Annotated in this window: 18 protein-coding genes and 1 other RNA gene; 8 read left to right on the top strand and 11 right to left on the bottom strand. The window is 60.7% G+C overall.

What is annotated here, in order from left to right; translation table 11 throughout:
* Positions 1–7: 7 nt before the first annotated feature.
* The 6 genes from Ga0074115_RS09240 to Ga0074115_RS09215 form a co-directional block, all read right to left on the bottom strand.
* Positions 8–352, bottom strand: a complete 345-nt coding sequence (locus Ga0074115_RS09240) for a histidine triad nucleotide-binding protein (RefSeq protein WP_057956590.1) — start codon at positions 350–352, stop codon at positions 8–10.
* A 124-nt stretch (positions 353–476) separates the two neighbouring features.
* Positions 477–1,070: a recombination mediator RecR gene (gene recR, locus Ga0074115_RS09235; protein WP_057956591.1), complete on the bottom strand. Its 594-nt coding sequence runs from the start codon at positions 1,068–1,070 to the stop codon at positions 477–479.
* A gap of 4 nt (positions 1,071–1,074) precedes the next feature.
* A complete protein-coding gene (locus tag Ga0074115_RS09230) occupies positions 1,075–1,398 on the bottom strand; it encodes a YbaB/EbfC family nucleoid-associated protein (RefSeq protein WP_005960882.1) in 324 nt (107 codons plus the stop codon).
* 141 nt (positions 1,399–1,539) lie between these two features.
* A complete protein-coding gene (dnaX, locus tag Ga0074115_RS09225; protein ID WP_057956592.1) occupies positions 1,540–3,162 on the bottom strand; it encodes a DNA polymerase III subunit gamma/tau in 1,623 nt (540 codons plus the stop codon).
* Positions 3,163–3,268: 106 nt separating this feature from the next.
* An RNA gene (gene ffs / locus Ga0074115_RS09220) (signal recognition particle sRNA small type) lies at positions 3,269–3,365 on the bottom strand.
* Between the two features lie 197 nt (positions 3,366–3,562).
* The gene (locus tag Ga0074115_RS09215; protein WP_057956593.1) at positions 3,563–4,342 is read right to left on the bottom strand and encodes a type IV pili methyl-accepting chemotaxis transducer N-terminal domain-containing protein; all 780 of its coding nucleotides are present in this window, start codon (positions 4,340–4,342) and stop codon (positions 3,563–3,565) included.
* A 225-nt stretch (positions 4,343–4,567) separates the two neighbouring features.
* Between Ga0074115_RS09215 and glyA the strand changes: the two genes are divergently transcribed.
* From glyA to Ga0074115_RS09195, 4 genes are all read left to right on the top strand, one after another.
* Positions 4,568–5,824: a serine hydroxymethyltransferase gene (gene glyA / locus Ga0074115_RS09210; protein WP_005960885.1), complete on the top strand. Its 1,257-nt coding sequence runs from the start codon at positions 4,568–4,570 to the stop codon at positions 5,822–5,824.
* 112 nt (positions 5,825–5,936) lie between these two features.
* Complete coding sequence (gene nrdR / locus Ga0074115_RS09205; RefSeq protein ID WP_005960886.1) at positions 5,937–6,449, top strand: transcriptional regulator NrdR; 513 nt, start codon at positions 5,937–5,939, stop codon at positions 6,447–6,449.
* Positions 6,446–7,567, top strand: coding sequence for a bifunctional diaminohydroxyphosphoribosylaminopyrimidine deaminase/5-amino-6-(5-phosphoribosylamino)uracil reductase RibD (ribD, locus tag Ga0074115_RS09200; protein WP_057956594.1), 1,122 nt, complete (start codon positions 6,446–6,448; stop codon positions 7,565–7,567). The genes nrdR and ribD overlap by 4 nt, the downstream gene beginning before the upstream one ends.
* Before the next feature lie 10 nt (positions 7,568–7,577).
* On the top strand, positions 7,578–8,237 hold the full coding sequence (locus Ga0074115_RS09195; protein WP_057956595.1) for a riboflavin synthase: 660 nt from the start codon (positions 7,578–7,580) through the stop codon (positions 8,235–8,237).
* Here Ga0074115_RS09195 and Ga0074115_RS09190 read toward each other — a convergent pair.
* Both Ga0074115_RS09190 and Ga0074115_RS09185 read right to left on the bottom strand, forming a co-directional pair.
* On the bottom strand, positions 8,211–8,960 hold the full coding sequence (locus Ga0074115_RS09190) for a L,D-transpeptidase family protein (protein ID WP_057956596.1): 750 nt from the start codon (positions 8,958–8,960) through the stop codon (positions 8,211–8,213). The two genes, Ga0074115_RS09195 and Ga0074115_RS09190, sit on opposite strands and share 27 nt — an antisense overlap.
* The gene (locus Ga0074115_RS09185; protein ID WP_060528445.1) at positions 8,957–9,676 is read right to left on the bottom strand and encodes a type 1 glutamine amidotransferase; all 720 of its coding nucleotides are present in this window, start codon (positions 9,674–9,676) and stop codon (positions 8,957–8,959) included. Before Ga0074115_RS09185 ends, Ga0074115_RS09190 begins: the two co-directional genes overlap by 4 nt.
* 264 nt (positions 9,677–9,940) lie before the next feature.
* Between Ga0074115_RS09185 and Ga0074115_RS09180 the strand changes: the two genes are divergently transcribed.
* Together Ga0074115_RS09180 and Ga0074115_RS09175 are read left to right on the top strand one after the other, a co-directional pair.
* Entirely contained in the window at positions 9,941–10,741 is an 801-nt protein-coding gene (locus tag Ga0074115_RS09180) for a hypothetical protein (RefSeq protein WP_057957255.1), read from the top strand.
* 72 nt (positions 10,742–10,813) lie between these two features.
* Entirely contained in the window at positions 10,814–12,523 is a 1,710-nt protein-coding gene (locus Ga0074115_RS09175; RefSeq protein ID WP_232433014.1) for a carbohydrate binding domain-containing protein, read from the top strand.
* 51 nt (positions 12,524–12,574) lie between these two features.
* Here the strand turns inward: Ga0074115_RS09175 and Ga0074115_RS16465 are convergent, their stop codons facing one another.
* Both Ga0074115_RS16465 and Ga0074115_RS09165 read right to left on the bottom strand, forming a co-directional pair.
* The gene (locus Ga0074115_RS16465) at positions 12,575–12,745 is read right to left on the bottom strand and encodes a hypothetical protein (RefSeq protein ID WP_057957254.1); all 171 of its coding nucleotides are present in this window, start codon (positions 12,743–12,745) and stop codon (positions 12,575–12,577) included.
* Positions 12,746–12,880: 135 nt separating this feature from the next.
* Complete coding sequence (locus Ga0074115_RS09165; RefSeq protein WP_057957253.1) at positions 12,881–13,582, bottom strand: OmpA family protein; 702 nt, start codon at positions 13,580–13,582, stop codon at positions 12,881–12,883.
* Positions 13,583–14,089: 507 nt separating this feature from the next.
* On the opposite strand from Ga0074115_RS09165, the gene pdsR reads away from it, so the two are divergent.
* The gene (gene pdsR / locus Ga0074115_RS09160; RefSeq protein WP_057956305.1) at positions 14,090–14,791 is read left to right on the top strand and encodes a proteobacterial dedicated sortase system response regulator; all 702 of its coding nucleotides are present in this window, start codon (positions 14,090–14,092) and stop codon (positions 14,789–14,791) included.
* On the top strand, positions 14,791–16,845 hold the full coding sequence (locus Ga0074115_RS09155) for an ATP-binding protein (protein ID WP_057956306.1): 2,055 nt from the start codon (positions 14,791–14,793) through the stop codon (positions 16,843–16,845). The genes pdsR and Ga0074115_RS09155 overlap by 1 nt, the downstream gene beginning before the upstream one ends.
* Here Ga0074115_RS09155 and Ga0074115_RS09150 read toward each other — a convergent pair.
* Positions 16,842–17,900: an aminopeptidase gene (locus Ga0074115_RS09150; protein ID WP_232433013.1), complete on the bottom strand. Its 1,059-nt coding sequence runs from the start codon at positions 17,898–17,900 to the stop codon at positions 16,842–16,844. The two genes, Ga0074115_RS09155 and Ga0074115_RS09150, sit on opposite strands and share 4 nt — an antisense overlap.
* Between the last annotated feature and the right edge of the window lie 252 nt (positions 17,901–18,152).

Below are 18,152 nucleotides of genomic sequence, written 5' to 3'. Positions count from 1 at the left end.
TGGAAAATCAGCCCGGCGGCCAGCTCATCCGACGTCCGCCCAGCAGGTGCAGGTGGATATGGAAGACCTCCTGTCCACCATCGGCATTGCAGTTAAATAGAGTTCGATAGCCCTGCTCTGAAAAACCCTCTTGCTCCGCGATCTGCTGTGCAGTCAGCACCAGCTTGCCTACCAGCTCGGCATCTGCCGGGGTCAGGTCATTGAGCGTGGCGATGTGGCGCTTGGGGATCACCAGAATGTGTAGCGGCGCCTGGGGATTGATGTCACGAAACGCCAGTATCTCATCGTCTTCGTAGACCGTATCGGGCTTGATCTCACCCTTTGCCATTTTGCAGAAAAGACAGCTGTCCATTGTCACTCCTCATTTCCACGCCGCGGGCGGGATCAATCAAATGGAAACTTAAAGCCAAATATCCTTGTTAAACAAAAGCATATTGGCGCTACCTACCGTGTTAGATGAGTTTTTTGTGAGGGGTTCAGAAATTGGAACGACCGGCAAAGGCATGAGCCAAGGTTGCGCCGTCGATATATTCCAGTTCGCCGCCCATCGGCACACCCTGGGCGATGCGCGTGGTCTTGATGCCACGGGCCTCGGCCATGTCGTGGATGTAGCGGGCGGTCATCTCCCCCTCCACAGTGGCGTTAGTGGCCAGGATCACCTCTTCGATCTCACCTTCCTCGAGGCGCGCCGCCAGCAGGTCGAGCCCCAACTCACGCGGGCCGATACCATCGATGGGCGAGAGCCGCCCGCCCAACACGAAGTAGTGGCCACGGTAGTCGATAGAGTTTTCGATCACCGCCAGTTCCGAGGGGGTCTCGACCACACAGATCAGCTGCGAATCCCGCTTCTTGCTACTGCAGATCTGGCAAAGCTCCTGCTCGCTCAGGGTACGACAGCGCTGGCAATGGCCGATCTGTTGGATCGCCTTGGCCATCACCGCGGCGAGTCGACGACCGCCCTCCCGGTCACGCTCCAGCAGATGGTAGGCCATACGCTGTGCCGACTTGGCGCCGACACCAGGCAGGCAGCGCAACGAACTCATTAGCTGATCAAGCAGAGAGGCGGCCATCGGCTCAGAACGGCAGTTTCATGCCCGGTGGCAGGCCCATGCCGGAGGTGAGGTCGGCCATGCTCTCCTGCATCTTCTGGCTGACCCGCTGGCTGGCATCGTTGAATGCCGCGGCGACCAGATCCTCGAGCATCTCCTTGTCGTCGCTCAACAGACTCTCATCGATGGTGACACGGCGCACCTCGTGCTTGCCATTGATGATCACCTTGACCAGGCCGCCACCCGATTCACCGGCTACCTCCTCCTGAGCGAGCCGCTCCTGGGCCTGCTGCATCTCGGCCTGCATTTTCTGCGCCTGCTTCATCAGATTGCCAATCGCACCCTTCATGATCTTCTAACCTCTTGGATTCATATTCACAGCGTCGCCTGCAACGGTGACTCTAACTTTACCCCTCCACCAACCCGGATAGCCTATGGTATTTTCGAGGGGTTGTAATCTTGGAATTCTAGCCCGAACTGCGCTGTTGCATCACTTCGGATCGACCGGCCGGATTGACCCGTTCACCAACTGGGCATCGAAATGCTCCTCCATCTCGCGCACAAACGGATCGTTTTGCATCGCTGCTCGGGCATCCTGTTGGCGCTCATTCTGCTGCCGGACCGAGGCTTTGGCGGGGGTCTCCTGCTCCGACGCTTCGACAACGATCACCAGCCTGGCCTGCTCACCAAGCAGGCGTTTCACTCCCTCCTGCAGGCGTTTTTCAGACTGCCCAACGCGCAACTGTTGACCGACCGGATCGAGCTTGAGGGTCAGTTGCGTGCCGTCCCAAGAGCCGAAGGTGCAGTTGCCAGCCAGCTGGCTGGCGATACCACCAAGCCGCATGGTGGCGACAAACTCGCCCCAGCGGCTTGGATCTCGACACTCACCCGCAGCGGCAGCTGGCGCCGCAGTTGAGGCCTGAGGACGCGCTGCCTTGGGCTGTGCCTGAACCACTTTGGGGCGTGGCGCTGCAGCAGCCGTTTTTCCCTGTGGTTTTGCACTGACACCGACCTTGTCCCTGCTTCCCGACACCGGCCGAAAGGCGAGCATGCGCAGCAATACCATCTCGAACCCGCTACGTGGAGTCGGCGCCAAGGGCAGTTCCTCCTGCCCCTTCAGTCCAATCTGATAGAACAGCTGCAGATCCTCCTGGGGGATCTGCTCGGCAAATCCGCTCACCCTGGCGGCATCAAACAATTCAGCTGGCGCCACGCCGGGGACCAGCTGACAGAGCGCCACCTGATGCAACAGTTGCAGCAGATCCTGCAGGGCCGTGGCGTAGTCGGGGGCCAGCTCGGCCATCGAGGCCACCGCCTGCAGCAATTGCGCCGCTTCACTGGCGGCCAGCGCATCCAGTAGCGCATAGCTCCACTCGCCACCGATGGTGCCGAGCATCTCGCGTACCTCGGCCCCTTTGACCTCTCCACCACCGAAGGCGATCGCCTGATCGAGCAGACTGAGGCCATCACGCATACTGCCATCGGCGCCACGCGCCAGCAGGGTCAGGGCCTCGGCATCGTGGGCGATCTGCTCCTGTTTGAGGATTTTCTGCAGCTGTCCACTGATCTGTTCATTGGTGAGTCGCTTGAGGTTGAACTGCAGGCAGCGGGAGAGCACGGTAACCGGCACCTTCTGCGGGTCGGTGGTCGCCAGCACAAACTTCACATGCGGAGGTGGTTCCTCAAGTGTCTTCAATAAGGCATTGAAACTACTTGCGGAAAACATATGGACTTCATCGATCAAATAGACCTTGTAACGGCCCCTGACCGGCGCGAAGGGGACATTCTCCAGCAGTTCGCGGGTCTGATCGACCTTGGTACGGGAGGCCGCGTCCACCTCCAGCAGATCGACAAATCGGCCCTCGTCCACCTCCCGACAGCTATTGCAGACGCCACAGGGGGTGGAGCTGACGCCGCGCTCACAGTTGAGCGACTTGGCCAGAATCCGTGCCAGGGTGGTCTTGCCGACGCCGCGGGTGCCGGTAAAGAGATAGGCGTGGTGTAGGCGATCGTTGTCCAACGCGTTGCTCAACGCCTTGACCACATGCTCCTGGCCAACGAGCTGATTGAACAGGCGCGGGCGCCATTTTCGGGCAAGTACCTGGTAGGACATGAATCGAATAGTGCCGGGGAAACTAGGGCCGAAGTGTACCCCATCGGCGCTGCGGAATCACAATTCCAGCAGCGCCCGGAGAGTATGGGAGAAATTGGGTGGCGGCGGACACCAGCCGCACCCCGGCACACGATGCCACTGCTGCCGCTGCTCCCTTCCGGGCCTGACGGGGTTCACAGCTTCTCGTTGCGAGGGGACCGATGCCAGCCACCATAAACTGTCAATCGAGCTCTGGATACCAGAGCCTCCACAAAGGGGCGTGATTATAACCCGAAAGCAGCTCAGGGAAAGCCCTGATTGGTGCGGCTCGTGCCTCAGCGCATCCTACTCAGCGGGTAGCAAGTAATTCGAGGGGGCGTTGGCCTGGCACAGCACAGGCCAACGCGGAATCAGACGGGTTCTATTTCAATAACGCGGCATACATTCCGGTAACTGTGTTCATTTTCACCAGAATCTGATCCAGCGCCCGGGTTACCAAAGTCGGCACAAACTGGCCGCTATCCATCTTGTTGCTTAGCTGGAACAGCTTCCATCTACCCTCGACATCACGCAGCATCTTGTCGATTTCCGGCGTATTTTCAGGTGCGGTGAGCAATACCTGCAACGCCTCGGAAAACTCACGCACGGCCTTCTTATAATCCTCCTCATAGATCGGATTCTCAAAGCCCCAACTGCGTAGCAGATAGATACTACCCATACGCTGCGAGAGCATCCGTTGGCGACCGGACAGATTGACCAGCCGCCCTGCCTTGGCTCCCGAGGCTGCTTCCAAATGCAGCACTACCTGATGTGCGGCCTGTAGCAACTGCTCGGCCTGGGCGCGCAGCCTCTCAGCCGATTTCCGCTCCGGACGTTTTGTTGCCAGCGCCCTAAAACTCTTCCAGAGCGCGGCCACACGCTCCAACTCCTGCGAGACTGCCGAATTGACCTTAAAGGCCTGAAGCTCGGCAAGCTGTTTCGCAAACAGCTTCTCTCCACTGCGCAGCTGCTTCTTCGCCTTCCGATAGCTGATATCCTGGCCCATCATGGCATAGGCCTTGACGATCCGCTGGGTCAACATGCGCTGCCGCCCCGCTTTATCGATCGCCTCACCCATCGTCAGCTCAGCGGCACTGGTTGACAGCGGCAGCAGAGAGGCCGCCAGCCACACCAGCCAAAAGATTCTCGCTACTCCAAGCATTCCTCCCCCTGTTGCCCGATTCAGGGCATGAATTAGATCTGTAAAACCGCGAAACCTAACGTCTTTTCAGCCCTTGGTAAAGCAAAACCACCACCCATAAAAGCGCCACTGGCGCGAGCCTGAACCCAGCCCTCAAAACAGCCTAATGGCGACATTGCAAAACGAGACTATACCCAACGAATTTGGTATATTTACTTGTTTTTAATCGGGCAGAGATAGCGCACCATGTTTGACAAGAGTATGCAAATTCAAGGGTATGACGATGAGCTCTGGGCCTCCATCCAGGCAGAAGAACGCCGCCAGGAGGAGCACATCGAGCTGATCGCTTCTGAGAACTATACCAGTCCTCGGGTAATGCAGGCTCAGGGCAGCGTGCTCACCAACAAATATGCCGAAGGCTACCCGCACAAAAGATACTACGGCGGATGCGAGAATGTCGATGTGGCAGAGCAACTCGCCATCGACCGCGCCAAGGCACTGTTCGACGCCGACTACGCCAACGTGCAGCCTCACTCCGGCTCCCAGGCCAACGCCGCCGTCTACATGGCGCTCTGCCAGCCCGGCGACACCATACTCGGCATGAGCCTGGCCCACGGCGGCCACCTCACCCACGGTGCCAAGCCCAACTTTTCGGGCAAAATCTACAACGCCGTACAGTATGGCCTTAACCCCGCGACCGGCGAGATCGACTATGACGAGGTAGAGCGTCTAGCCCGGGAACACAAGCCGAAAATGATCGTCGCCGGCTTCTCCGCCTACTCCCGGGTGGTCGACTGGCAGCGCTTCCGCGACATCGCCGACGAGGTGGGTGCCTACCTATTTGTCGACATGGCCCACGTCGCCGGCCTGATCGCCGCCGGGCACTACCCCAGCCCGGTTGCCATCGCCGACGTCACCACCACCACTACGCACAAGACCCTGCGCGGCCCGCGTGGTGGTCTGATCCTGGCCAAAGCCAACCCGGAGATCGAGAAGAAGCTCAACTCATTGGTCTTCCCCGGCACCCAGGGCGGCCCGCTGATGCACGTCATCGCCGCCAAGGCGGTCGCCTTCAAGGAGGCGATGGAGCCCGAGTTCAAAGAGTATCAGGCGCAGGTAATCACCAACGCCCAGGCGATGGCCAAGGTCTTCATGGATCGCGGTTACGACGTAGTCTCCAAAGGCACCGACGACCATCTGTTCCTGGTCAGCTTCATCGAGGCAGGCCTCACCGGCAAGGAAGTAGACGCCTGGCTCGGCGCCGCCTACATCACCGTCAACATGAACGCAGTGCCGAACGACCCGCAATCCCCCTTCGTCACCTCTGGCATCCGCGTCGGCACCCCGGCGATCACCACCCGTGGCTTCAGCGAGGCCGAGGCCAGCGAACTGGCCGGCTGGATGTGCGACATCATCGACAACCGTGGCGAGCAGGCCAAGATCGATGAGATCAAGGGCAAGGTGCTGGCGATTTGCGCCAAGCACCCAGTCTACGCGCGATAATTATGGATTTTGGTGTTCGCTACGCTCACGCTTTTAAAGAAGATATTGTGCGCGTAGCCCACACCAACTCGACTCATAATTTACAATTCAAAATCCATAGTTTCCTTTAGACATGCGTTGTCCCTTCTGCGGAGCCCAGGAGACCAAGGTGGTCGACTCCCGCCTCAGCGGTGACGGAGACCAGATACGTCGCCGCCGCCAGTGCAGCACCTGCAAGGAGCGTTTCACCACCTATGAGACGGCCGAACTCAACATGCCACAGGTGGTCAAGCAGGATGGCAGCCGCGTACCCTTCGATGAAGATAAGTTGCGCGCCGGCATGGAGCGGGCCCTGGAGAAGCGTCCAGTAAGCGCTGAGCGAGTTGATGCGGCAATCAGCCACATCACGCGCAAACTGACCACCAAGGGCGAACGCGAGATCCCCTCACTGCAGATCGGCGATCTGGTAATGGATGAGCTAAAGCGCCTCGACCAAGTCGCCTACGTACGCTTCGCCTCGGTCTACCGCAAGTTCGAGGACGTCAACGCGTTTCGCGAGGAGATCGAACGACTCGAGCGCCAGCCGACGCCGGAACAGCGCCGTCAGCAACTCAAGCTGCCGATCAGCGACAAGGAGAAAAAATGAGCAGCGACACCGATCACCATCAGATGGCCCGCGCGCTGCAGCTGGCGGAGAAGGGGCTCTACACCACCCATCCGAATCCCCGGGTCGGCTGTGTGCTGGTCAAGGATGACCAGGTAGTCGGCGAGGGTTGGCATCGTCGCGCCGGCGAACCCCACGCAGAGCGCAACGCGCTGGCCCAGGCTGGCGAGCGCGCTCGTGGCGCCACCGCCTATATCACCCTGGAACCCTGCTGCCATCAGGGCCGCACCCCACCCTGCAGCGACGCCCTGATCGATGCCGGTGTCAGCCGCGTAGTGGCGGCGATGCGCGACCCCAACCCGCTGGTTGCCGGCAAGGGGCTAGCACAGCTGGAGGCCGCTGGCATCGCCACCGAATATGGCCTGATGCAAGCCCAAGCGGAGGCGCTCAACCCAGGTTTCACCAAACGCATGGCCGAGGGCCGTCCCTACATCCGCTGCAAGCTGGCGATGAGCCTGGACGGCCGCACCGCAATGGCCAGCGGCGAGAGCCAGTGGATCACCTCCGAGGCGGCGCGGCTTGATGTACAGCGGCTGCGCGCACGCAGCTCCGCGATCCTCACCGGCATCGGCACCCTGCTGGCGGACGACCCCTCGATGAATGTACGCCTTTCCGCTGAAGAGCTGGGGCTGGAGGCAGATCTACAGCCGCCAACGCCGGTGCGGGTGGTGCTCGACCCGGCTCTGAAGACCCCACCGACAGCGAAGATGCTTAAGCTACCCGGCCCCACGCTACTGCTGAGCAACGACGATGAACCGCTGCACGCGGCCGCCCTGGATGCAGCTGGCGCCCAAGTGATCTCGCTGGCAGCCAACGGCTGCAACCTCAACCTCGACGAGGTGCTCACCGTCCTCGCCGAACAAGAGCTCAACGAGGTGCTACTGGAGTCGGGCGCCACCCTCGCCGGCGCGCTGTTGGAGAAGCAGCTGATCGACGAACTGGTGATCTACATGGCGCCCCACATCATGGGTGACAGCGCCCGCGGCCTGTTCCACCTACCGTTGCTGAAGCAGATGTCACAGCGCATCGGGCTGCAGATCAGCGATCTGCGCAAGGTCGGCCCGGATCTGCGCATCACCGCCCACCCGGTCTATTCCTGAGAGAAACTCGATGTTCACCGGAATCATCCAGGCTATCGGCACTATCGCCGGCAAACAGAACCGTGGCGGCGACCTGCGCCTGCAATTGCGCACCGGCAGGCTCGACCTAAGCGATGTGGCGCTCGGCGACAGCATCGCTACCAACGGTGTCTGCCTGACCGTGGTGGAGCTGAGCAGCGACGGCTTCACCGCGGATGTCTCCCGCGAGACCCTCGCCCACACCACCCTGACGCAACTCGGCGTCGGCAGCCCGGTCAACCTGGAGAAGGCGCTGACCCTCAACACCCGTCTCGGCGGTCATCTGGTCAGCGGCCATGTGGATGGCATCGGCAACATCGTCGATCGCGCCGCGGATGCCCGCTCGATCCGCTTCACGCTGGAAGCGCCGGCGGAACTAGCGAAGTATATCGCCCACAAGGGTTCGATCTGCGTGGATGGCGCCAGCCTCACGGTAAACGCGGTGGACGGCAACCGTTTTGAGCTGAACATCGTGCCGCACACCCTGCAGGAGACAATCATGGCCGGCTATGCCACCGGCAGCCAGGTCAATCTGGAGGTCGATCTGCTGGCGCGTTACCTGGAGCGGTTGATGCTGGGGGAGCGGGCAGCCGAACGCAGCGGTTCGGGCATCACCCAGGCGTTTTTACGGGAGCACGGCTTCGCCGGCTGAGACCAGCGCGCCACATCCCGACACACACCGAGCCGCTTTCGCGGCTAGGGGAAATCGCGCCACCCCTTGCTGCAGATAGCTGTAGAGCTCCGCCACCCAGGGGCGAGTCGCCGCTGGAAGCTGCGGGGGTCGACGCCGGAAATCATAAGGCAGAATCATCACCGAGGCCGGCTCCTGCCAGCTTCTTGCTACCAGCAGAAACAACTCCTCCACCGCCTGGTCGCCAATCGCCAGACAGCCCACCGACCAAGCGCTGCCGTGGATGAAGATATTGGAACCGGGCTGCCGGCGTCCCTCGGCATGGGCGTTGAGCCAGTCGAAACTGTTGGGAAAGTTGAGCTTGATCGAGAGGTGAAAGCGGCTGTGGGGGTTGAGCGCCTCGATCTGGTAGAAGCCCTCGGGCACCTGCCGGTCCCCCTCCCGCAGCTTGGGACCGGCCACGCCACTGGCGGCCAGCACCCGATAGTCGTGGATATGCCGCCAGGGCCCAGCATCTGCCGCCCAGACCTCGATCTGCTGCTCCTGTTTCAGACTGATCAGCTGCAGTCGCGCTGGCGGATACTCCACCCCGGCCTGTTCAAAGCGGCGTCGCAATTGCGGTTCGAGGCGTGGCACCAGCCGCTCCAGCACCTGCACCACCTCGGGCGATAACGGCTCATTCGCCGCCACAGGGAGAGTGCCTGCAATAAGGGTGAAATAGAGCAGAATGACAGCGAACCTCATCCGCCCTTCCCGTTCGCCCTGACCCGCGCCAGCCAGTTACCGTAGATCACATCCGAGATCCGGTGCAGACGTGTGATCTTCTCATCCAGCCCGACGGTGATCTCTTCGGAACGCTGGCTGCAGGCCGAGCTGAGTTCCAGGTCACTGCCATATTTGTCGATCCAGGCCTCCACCATCTCGGCGGTCATCTCGAGATGGAACTGCATGCCGATATGGTCGTTGATGCTGTAGGCCTGATTCCTGAAGCAGCGACTCTGCAACAGGGGCTGGCAGCCCGGCGGCATAGAGAAGGTGTCGGCGTGCCAGTGGAAGGTCTCAAAACTCTGCGGCAGCCCATCCAGCCAGCTCAGGTCATCCGCGCCATTAGCTCGCTGCAAGGGGAACCAGCCGATCTCCATCCTCTCACCGCGGCTGACTTCGCCGCCGAGCGCCTTGCTGATCAGCTGGGCACCGAAACAGACTCCCATCATCGGCAGCCCCGCTGCAAACGCCGTGCGGATCAGCTCCAGCTCACCCTGCAGCCAGGGCAGATCGTCATTCACACTCACTGCTGCACCAAGAAACACCAGCCCCGACACATCCTCCACCTGCGGTGGTATCGGGTGATCCACATCGATGCAAACCAGTTCCCAGGGAACCCGGCGCTGATCGAGGAACTCCCCGAGATAGCCAGGGCCCTCACAGGCGATATGACGGAATATACGTACAGGCTTCAAGATAGATCACCAGGATCGCTCCAACAGAGCAACCATTCTAGCTTCGACCCGAGCGACAGGAAAACTCTCTGGTCAGCGATGCAGTCACGCTCATAATTCACACCCTCAGCGTGACCGAAAACACACTCACAAGTCACCAATCCGGAAAAACTGCGATACCAATCACAGCCTTGAATCTAACCGAACAAGAAGTGCAATAGACATCACACTATTCTTTTCCCTACCATAACTGGAACGAGATTCGGATTCTAAAGGGACGCAGAAGTGAAACCATCCACAGTGGCAGTTGCACTATCCGGAACCGCAGCGGCAATCCTGCTGCTCGCCGCCCTCAGCAAATATGGCGGCGAGTCTACATCTACTGATCAGGACCTAGCCGCCGCCTCACCCACCCCGCTGGCAGAAAAATCCTCCGACGTCGCCAGCTTCCCACCCACACCGGCCGAACCTGCACCTTCATCCGAAACAATAAAAGCTCTCGCTGCAGAGGAACCGCTGCCGGCACACATTCACCAGTTCGCAGAAGATGCCACTGATGAGGAGATCCTGCGGGTAATGATGGAACAGCTTGCACAGATGGAGCTGGAAGCAGAGCCAGCGCTTCCAGATGAGCCTGTCGCGCTCTGGCAGGACGATGAAAATGGGGCCGCCGCCGGCCTGCCGATCCCTGCCGAGGTCGAGTACGAAACGATTAGGGTCAACCGGGATGTGCTCAACAATCTCCAGGTGGGGCAGCCACTGGAGTTGCCGATCCCGCAGGAGGCCAAATCCTACTACGGAACCATTGAAGAGACCCACAATCAGCTGGATGGCCAGGTGCAGGTCTGGTCTGGCGGGTTAGAGAATGGCGGCAACTTCAGCAACTTCACCCTCACCCAGGGGCAACAAAGCACCATAGTGATGGTCGCCACCGGCAGCCGCATCTACCAGATCGAGATCAACAACCGCACCGGCCGTGGTGCGGTCATCGACAACCGGACACTCTCGGTATTCAAAATCCCTGGCGATAGCGTAAAGCCCACCGAGCCCACCACGCCTATCCCAGGAGGCGAGCCGGATGCCTGATCCATCAAGAAAAACACGCTCTCAAATTACACTGGAACCAATAAACACAACCAGGAAAGTTAGGGGAAAATCATGAAGCCAACCGCTCTGAAGCTAACAGCCGCGGCCCTCGCCTCGGCTCTATCGATGCCTGCCATGGCAGAGATCATCACCGTCGATGTGCTCGGTCTCTACACCAAAGACCTCACCGATGCCGGCAAGGATGGCCCCACCCGGCTTGCCGCGATGGTCGAATTTGCCAATCAAGCACTGGAGAACAGCCAGGTCGATATGCGCTACCGGTTGGTCCACACTCAACAGGTCGATCTCGTCAACGATGGCAATACCGATGGGGATGCGCTGGACGCAGTCACCAATGATAGTGGCGTGGCGGCACTGCGGGACCAGTATGGCGCGGATATGGTGAGCATGATCACCAACACCGGACCCTACTGCGGTATCGCCTGGGTCGGTCAGGGTGATAGCAACGGCACCTTCCGCTCCTACGCCAAGAACTACGCCTACAGTGTGACTGGCTACACTTGCGTCAGCAGCTTTGCCCACGAACTGGGCCACAACCTGAGCCTTGGTCACTCCCGCAAACAGGGCAGCACCGGCAACCTCTACGAGCATGGTGTGGGCTACGGCATCGACAATACCTTTGTCACCCTGATGGCCTACGAATCGGCCTTTAGCACTTACAACGAGCAACAGCTGCACTCCAACCCGGACCTCTCGACCTGTGTGGATCTGCCCTGCGGCGTACCCCACGACCAAGCCGGCTCATCAGACGCATCCTTTTCACTCAGAGCCGCCGCCCCCCAGGCGGCTACCTGGCGTCCCACCGTAGTTGATGGCGGCGGTAGCAAACCCGGCACCGCAACCGAATTGGCCACTAACGGCAACTTCGACAGCCTGGATGGCTGGAGCGTCTTCCCCAGCGACAGTTGGGGAACCCTGAGCCAGACTGAGGATCTGGTTGACAGCGTGGCCGCAGCCGCGGTCAGCGGTCGCCGCTCCAGCGTCGCTGGTCCATTCCAGACCTTAGATGTAGCTAACATCGAGGCCGGCACCACCTACAACTTCACCGCCTGGGCCAAGCTGGGTGAAGGCACCTACTCGCGCCAGCGGGCCTACGCCTACCTCTACACCAAGGATGCAAACAACCGCGGCCGCTGGCACCGCCTGGCCAGGACCTCCATCGTCCAGAACGAATGGACCAAACTGCAGGGCAGCTTCACTGCCGGCGATATCGCGCTCAGCAGCGCCAAACTGCTGATCTGGGGCCCCAGCCGTCGTAACGACTTCCTGGTGGATGAGGTCTCCTTCAGCAGCGCTGCCAGTACTCCCACCACCCCCACCAACCTGGTCGCCAATGCCGACTTCGAGAGCAATGCCGACGGCTGGAATGGCAAGTACGGCGCGCAGCTGGCAACCGTGGCGGATGGCTACGGCGACAGCATGCAGTCCCTTTCCATGACCAACCGCCGACGCTGGTACAGCGGTGCCAGCTACGATCTGACCGGAAGCCTGGAGAACGGCAAGACCTACAGCATCTCCGCCAAGGTCAAGACAGCTGAGGAGAACCAGCGTGGTCGCATCTATCTGCTGATTCGCGCCAACAACCGTTATCGCTGGTACTTCGTCAAGCGCCAGGATGTCGGTACCAACTGGAGCGAGCTGAGCGGCGAGAAGACCATCAACGTCAGCGGCGATATCCAGTCCGCCCAGGTGGTATTCATGGTCGGCAATAGCGGCGTCGACTCACAGATGGACGATGTGGTCGTCCAGGTAGTCGAATAGTCGTCTCCTCTGTGGCGCACCCCACTTGGGGTGCGCCCTCTCCCGCCGCCATTAGATCCCGCCGCCGACAAACAGCAGCAGTAGCATCAGCACCACCGACCCGAACACTCCAGCGGCCAGAGCCGAAAGCAGGGTCAGCAGCAGATCAGTCAACAACGAACGCGACCTCATCGCACCTGCCAACCCCACCCATTCCCCATCATCGCCCCTTTTTGTGAGCATAGGCCCTCTCCCTTAATCGCTGAGTCCCGTCATTGCGTAGCCTCGCAATCGGCATCACCAAACGAAATGAGGCCGGGTTGAGCCGCTCAGGCGAGCCGTAGATAAACTCCTCGCACAGCGGCTGCGGATAGCCCTTCACTGTGCCGCCCGGTCAACAAACGAGAGCAGCACAAAGCGATCGAACGCCATGCCATCCAGGTCATTCTCCGCATAGGCGGCCAGCGTCTCACCCTGTGGCTGCTGGCGGATCCGCTCTGCATCGACACCTGCTGCCAGTAGCCGCTGCACCACCGATTCTGCTCGTAGCTGCGCCAGCTGCTGATTGTAGCTGGGGCTGCCACGCCTATCACTGGAGGCGCGCACCTCGATATCGAGCTGAGGAAACGCCTTCAACAGGCCTGCCAGGGTATCCAGTTGGGGCTGCAGGCGTGGCTCCAGTTCACTGCTGTCGGTACGAAAACGCAGGCAGAAGGAGAAGCCATCCGCCACCGCCTGCAGACGCTGGCGCTGCTCCCCGCGGATGCGCTCCAGTGCAGCCAAATCCCGACTCCTTGCCCCAGAAACCTGCTGCAGCTGCTGCTGGGCCTCACCCAGCGCTTCGCGGGAGGCCTGCAACTCCGCATCTCTACGCCTGATATCAGCGACCAGCGCCCCACCGATCGCCCCGACAACGATCCCTGGCGGGCCGGCCAGAATCCCACCCAGTAGCATGCCAATGGCTGGCTGTTTCAAGGTTTCAACCCCATCATCGCGCAGATCCAGAGAGCTCTCCTGTGCCTGAGCGGAGAGGCTCGTCGAAAGTGCCAAAACGGTTGCTGCGATCAGTTTCATCTTCATCATTCATCTCCTCGGTTGACCCAGCGCGCCATCCCTGACAAGGGCGACCCTCCTTGGTCTGCGCCGGTAAAAACTAACTTGTGGAGGAGATTACAAAGCACGGTGGTGGCAGGAGTTTGCCCAATCGGGGCAAAGGGAAGACAAAAAATGGCAACACGGTGGCAATGGTGCAGGCAACCGCTGCAGCTTTTTACCACCACGGCAAAGCCGGTTACATTAGAGAGCCTCTGATTAAACCTGGACGAAATCGAGTGTAATTCAGAATTTTCAGATTCAAGGCGCAAATCGCACGTAAAGCTATCGCTCCCTGCTCACGCGCCTCCCCTACATCCCTGTCGGGGATAGCTGGCTATTGCAAACGACTGCATGGATGCAGAAGGTAGAGTCACGCATGGAGCCGTTGCCGAGATTTGCCACGCAGAAACTGGATATTCTGGGCACAAGATACGCGTTCATGACTTGATCAGAGGCTCCTTAGCTCCCTACCAATCAGCCAATGGAAGCCAGATGCCAAAATTGATCGCCATCGTCGAGGATGAGCCAGCCATCCGCGACAACTACACCGACTACCTCACGCGCCAGGGCTATCGGGTCAATGGCTATGCCTCCCGTCAGGCCGCTTCCAGCGCCTTTGGCAGACAGCTGCCCGACCTGGTGATTCTAGATATCGGCCTGCAGGACGAACCGGACGCCGGCTTTGAGCTCTGCCGGGAGCTGCGCAGCCGCTCCGCCAATCTACCGATCATCTTCCTCACCGCCCGTGACGACGAGTTCGACACGGTCTCGGGACTGCGCCTGGGCGCCGACGACTACCTCACCAAGTCGATCAGCCTGCCTCAGATCGCGGCGCGCATCGCCGCCCTGTTTCGCCGTCTCGACGCCCTGCAGACTCAACAGAGTAGCGACAACATCCTCACCCCGGGGTCGCTGCGTCTCGATCTCGACCGGCTCACCGCCCACTGGCGCGAGCAGCCGGTGGAGCTGACCCTCACCGAATTCTGGATGGTGCATGCGCTGGCCCATCACCCTGGCCACGTGCGCAGCCGCGATCAGCTGATGGAGGAGGCCAACATCCTGGTGGACGCGGCCAGCGTCAGCACCCACATCAAGCGCATCCGCCAGAAGTTCCAGCAGCTCGACGCCGGGTTCAGCGCCATCGATGCGGTCTACGGCGCAGGCTACCGCTGGCTCGAGAATAGGCAGAGTTGATGCCTCCGCTACGCCGGCGCCGTTTTCGCGAAAGCCTCCGCTTCAAGCTACTGCTGGTCTCGCTCTCACTGCTGGCGATCCCACTGGCAGGCTATCGCTACCTGGTCGAGACCGAGCAGTTTCTGCGCAGCGCCAGTGAACAGAATCTGCAGCAGAAGGCCGAACTGATCGCCCAGCTGCTGGCCACCCAACAGGAGCCTGCATTTCGCAGCAGCTTTAGCGAGGCACCAGCGATCTTCGTCCACCCGCTCGCCCAGCCGATCGATCTGGACGGTTACGGTGAGGAGTGGCAGCCGCTGCTGGACCAGGCGCACAGCTACACCGCCGGCAGACTCAACTTTCGTCTGCTCAGCGGCATTCATGCTGAGCAGCTGCTGCTGTTCCTGCAGATCCGTGATTCGACGATCCGCTACGCACCGGCAAACGACCTGCTGAGTCCGGCAGCGGATCACCTGCTCCTGCAGCTGCGCTCGGAGACGGGGGTACTGCGGCGTTATCGCATCGCCACCTCGGCTCCCGGCTGGTTTCAAGCCAACCCGCAACAGCAGGCGGGGCCGCCGATACGCGGCGAGTGGCAGGAGTCACCTGACGGCTACAATCTGGAGCTGGGCTTTCCCATAGAGTTGGCGCGGGGCGGGCTCTCCGTCACCGTCTTCGATCAGGCGACGCAGCAGCCCCCTGTCGTCGCCTCAAGCTCAGGATTGGATAATGATGCCCCTCTGGCACGGCTGGTGCTGCCGCTGGCTGCGGTAGAGTCTCTGTTACAGGGGGTGGTTAGTGACGGTGAACGCATCCAGGTCGTGGATCGCCAACAGATGATCGTGGCCAGAAGCGGCAACCTCAGCCCACCCCACTGGCTCAGACCAGCCTCCCTCTTCGAGCAGCTGCTGCGTCGCCTGCTGCCGCGCCCGGTGGGAATCTTCCAGACGCCGCATCAGCATGCCGGACGTCTCGACGCAGCGGCGATCCACCGTGCCCTGCAGGGGGAGAGCACGGTCAGCCTCCAGCAGAGCCATTTCGAGTCGGCGATCACCCTCTCTGCCGGCGCACCGATCCGCGCCACCGACGGCACTCTGCTCGGCGCCCTGCTGATCGAAAAGAGCAGCCATGAAATCCTCAGCCTGCAGCAACGTGCCTTCGCCCGGATCCTCTCCACCGGGTCAGTTCTACTGCTACTCTCGGTGCTGGCCCTGCTTGGCTACGCCGGTCGCCTCACTGGCCGGATTCAGCGCCTCAATCGCAGCGTGGAGGCGGCGGTCAGCCCCGATGGACGCATCCTCTCCAACCTCCCTGCGGTCTCCGAGCGGGACGAGATCGGTGAACTCAGTCGCAGCTTTGGCCGGGTATTGCGACGCCTCAGCGAATACAACCGCTATCTGGAGTCGATGGCGTCACGACTTGCCCATGAGTTCCGCACACCGCTGACCATGGTGCAATCCTCCCTGGAGAATCTAGCCAGCGACCCGGACCCGCAGGCGCAAAGCCGTTACCTGGAACGCGCCACCGAGGGTAGCCGGCGGCTCAGCCTAATCCTGCAGCGGATGCGCGAAGCGACTCGCCTGGAGCAGAGCCTGCAACAGGCGGAGCGGGAGCCGCTGCAGCTGGAGCCGTTGCTGCAGACCATGCTGGAGGGGTATCGGGTCAGCTTCCCAGATGTTCGATTCGAGTTGCAGACAACGAGGCTGGCGCCGATCGACGCCGCACCCGAGCTGATCGCACAGGCCCTCGACAAGCTGGTCAGCAACGCCATCGATTTTCACCAGGAGCAGACGCCAATTCGCCTGCAGCTGACTCCATTGCCGGAGCAGAGTCGGCAGCGGCTATCTGTGATCAACCAGGGCCCCACTCTGCCAGAGACCATGACCAGCCACCTCTTTGACTCGATGGTGAGTCTGCGGGGAGATCGGGACAGCGGCTCACATCTGGGCCTGGGACTCTATCTGGTGCGGCTGATCGCCGAGTTTCACCAGGGCCGCGTCTATGCTGAAAACCTGCCAGACGGCAGTGGCGTAGTGATCGGCATGGAGTTTCCCTCAACTGCTAACAAGGATTAAGGCTGCAGTCGAGCATGTCGCGCCTCCAGCGGTAGCTCCGCCAAGGCTTCGCAAGCGGCATAAAAGCGTTCTAAATCTCCACTCTGTTGCCGATAGAGTGCTTCCAGCCCGGGCACCAGCGACTCGTAGGTGGCCAGCGATGCTAGCAGAGCGTTGTTGAGTGGACGTCGGAACCAATGGTCAAAGCCACTGTAACCGCCCCACTCCGCCTTCAAGGCCTGATAGCGCCGCCGCAACTGGTCGAACAGCGCCTGTTTGCGCTGGCGCATCTGGGATGCTGGCAACTCACTGGCATAGAGCACTGCGAGGGATGCCCGACTCTGTAACAGCAGCCGGGTGAACTGGCTGCTGCGACTACTCTGTCGATGCCACTGCTCAAGTTTTTCCGGAGCCTCCTGCTCTAGCCAGGCCCGCACGCCGATACGTGCCAGCTGTGTGGCAAACGCCTCGTTGAAGGCGCTGTCGCCCTGTACATAGAGCTTTTGATGGGCCAGCTCGTGGAAGATCAACGCCGCCAGGCGCGGCTCCGACCAGCGGATCACGCTGCTGGTGATCGGGTCATCGAACCATCCCAGCGTCGAATAGGCGGGCACCGGGTTGACCACCCGGTCGTAACCCTGGGCAGCAAGCTGCTCGCCGTGGGCCTCCGCATCTCGCTTGTCGAAATAGCCGCGATAGGCGGCACAGCCTACTACCGGATAGCACCAGCTGATCGGCTCCACCGAGAACTCTGGAGTCGCCACCAGGCTCCAGACCACCGCCTCCCGCTGCAGCTCCGCGTAGCTAAGGTAACTGTCGTTGTCCGGCAGCGCCAGCTGCTGACTGGCAAACTCGCGAATCGCCACGACCCGCCGCAGCCGCTGCTTAAGCTCGGGGTCGATGGCATTGTCCAGCAGTAACGACTCGATCGGGCGACGTTTCTGCAGCAGATCGAGCTGGCCGTTGATCGACTGGGCGTAGTAGCCGAGCATTTCACAGCCACTGAGCAGCGGCAGAAAAAGTAGCAGACAGATGAGCGACAAGGTGTACTCAGCTCTGGTCTGTGGTGAGTTCATCACGCAGCCTCTCGATTATGCGGCAGCACACTATCTGCATCGGCATTCATCACTGGCACCAAGAATCAACCAAAACCCCACTAATCAGGCTTGAAAATGGGCCTGCTGTCACACCCCGTACCGCTGCGTTCGTATCATCCTCCGGTTCCTGCCTCAGCTGCCGAGTAAGGTTTTATTGAATCATTAATCCCAATAAAACCTGATTCTTGTCACATCGCGCATCAGGGAAAACCCTTATAGTGATTGATATAT

Origin of the sequence: endosymbiont of Ridgeia piscesae (genome assembly GCF_001443665.1) — a bacterium.
GTDB lineage: Bacteria > Pseudomonadota > Gammaproteobacteria > Chromatiales > Chromatiaceae > Endoriftia > Endoriftia persephonae.
Note: the sequence above shows the minus strand (reverse complement) of the source record. Positions and strands in the feature narration are given on the sequence as shown.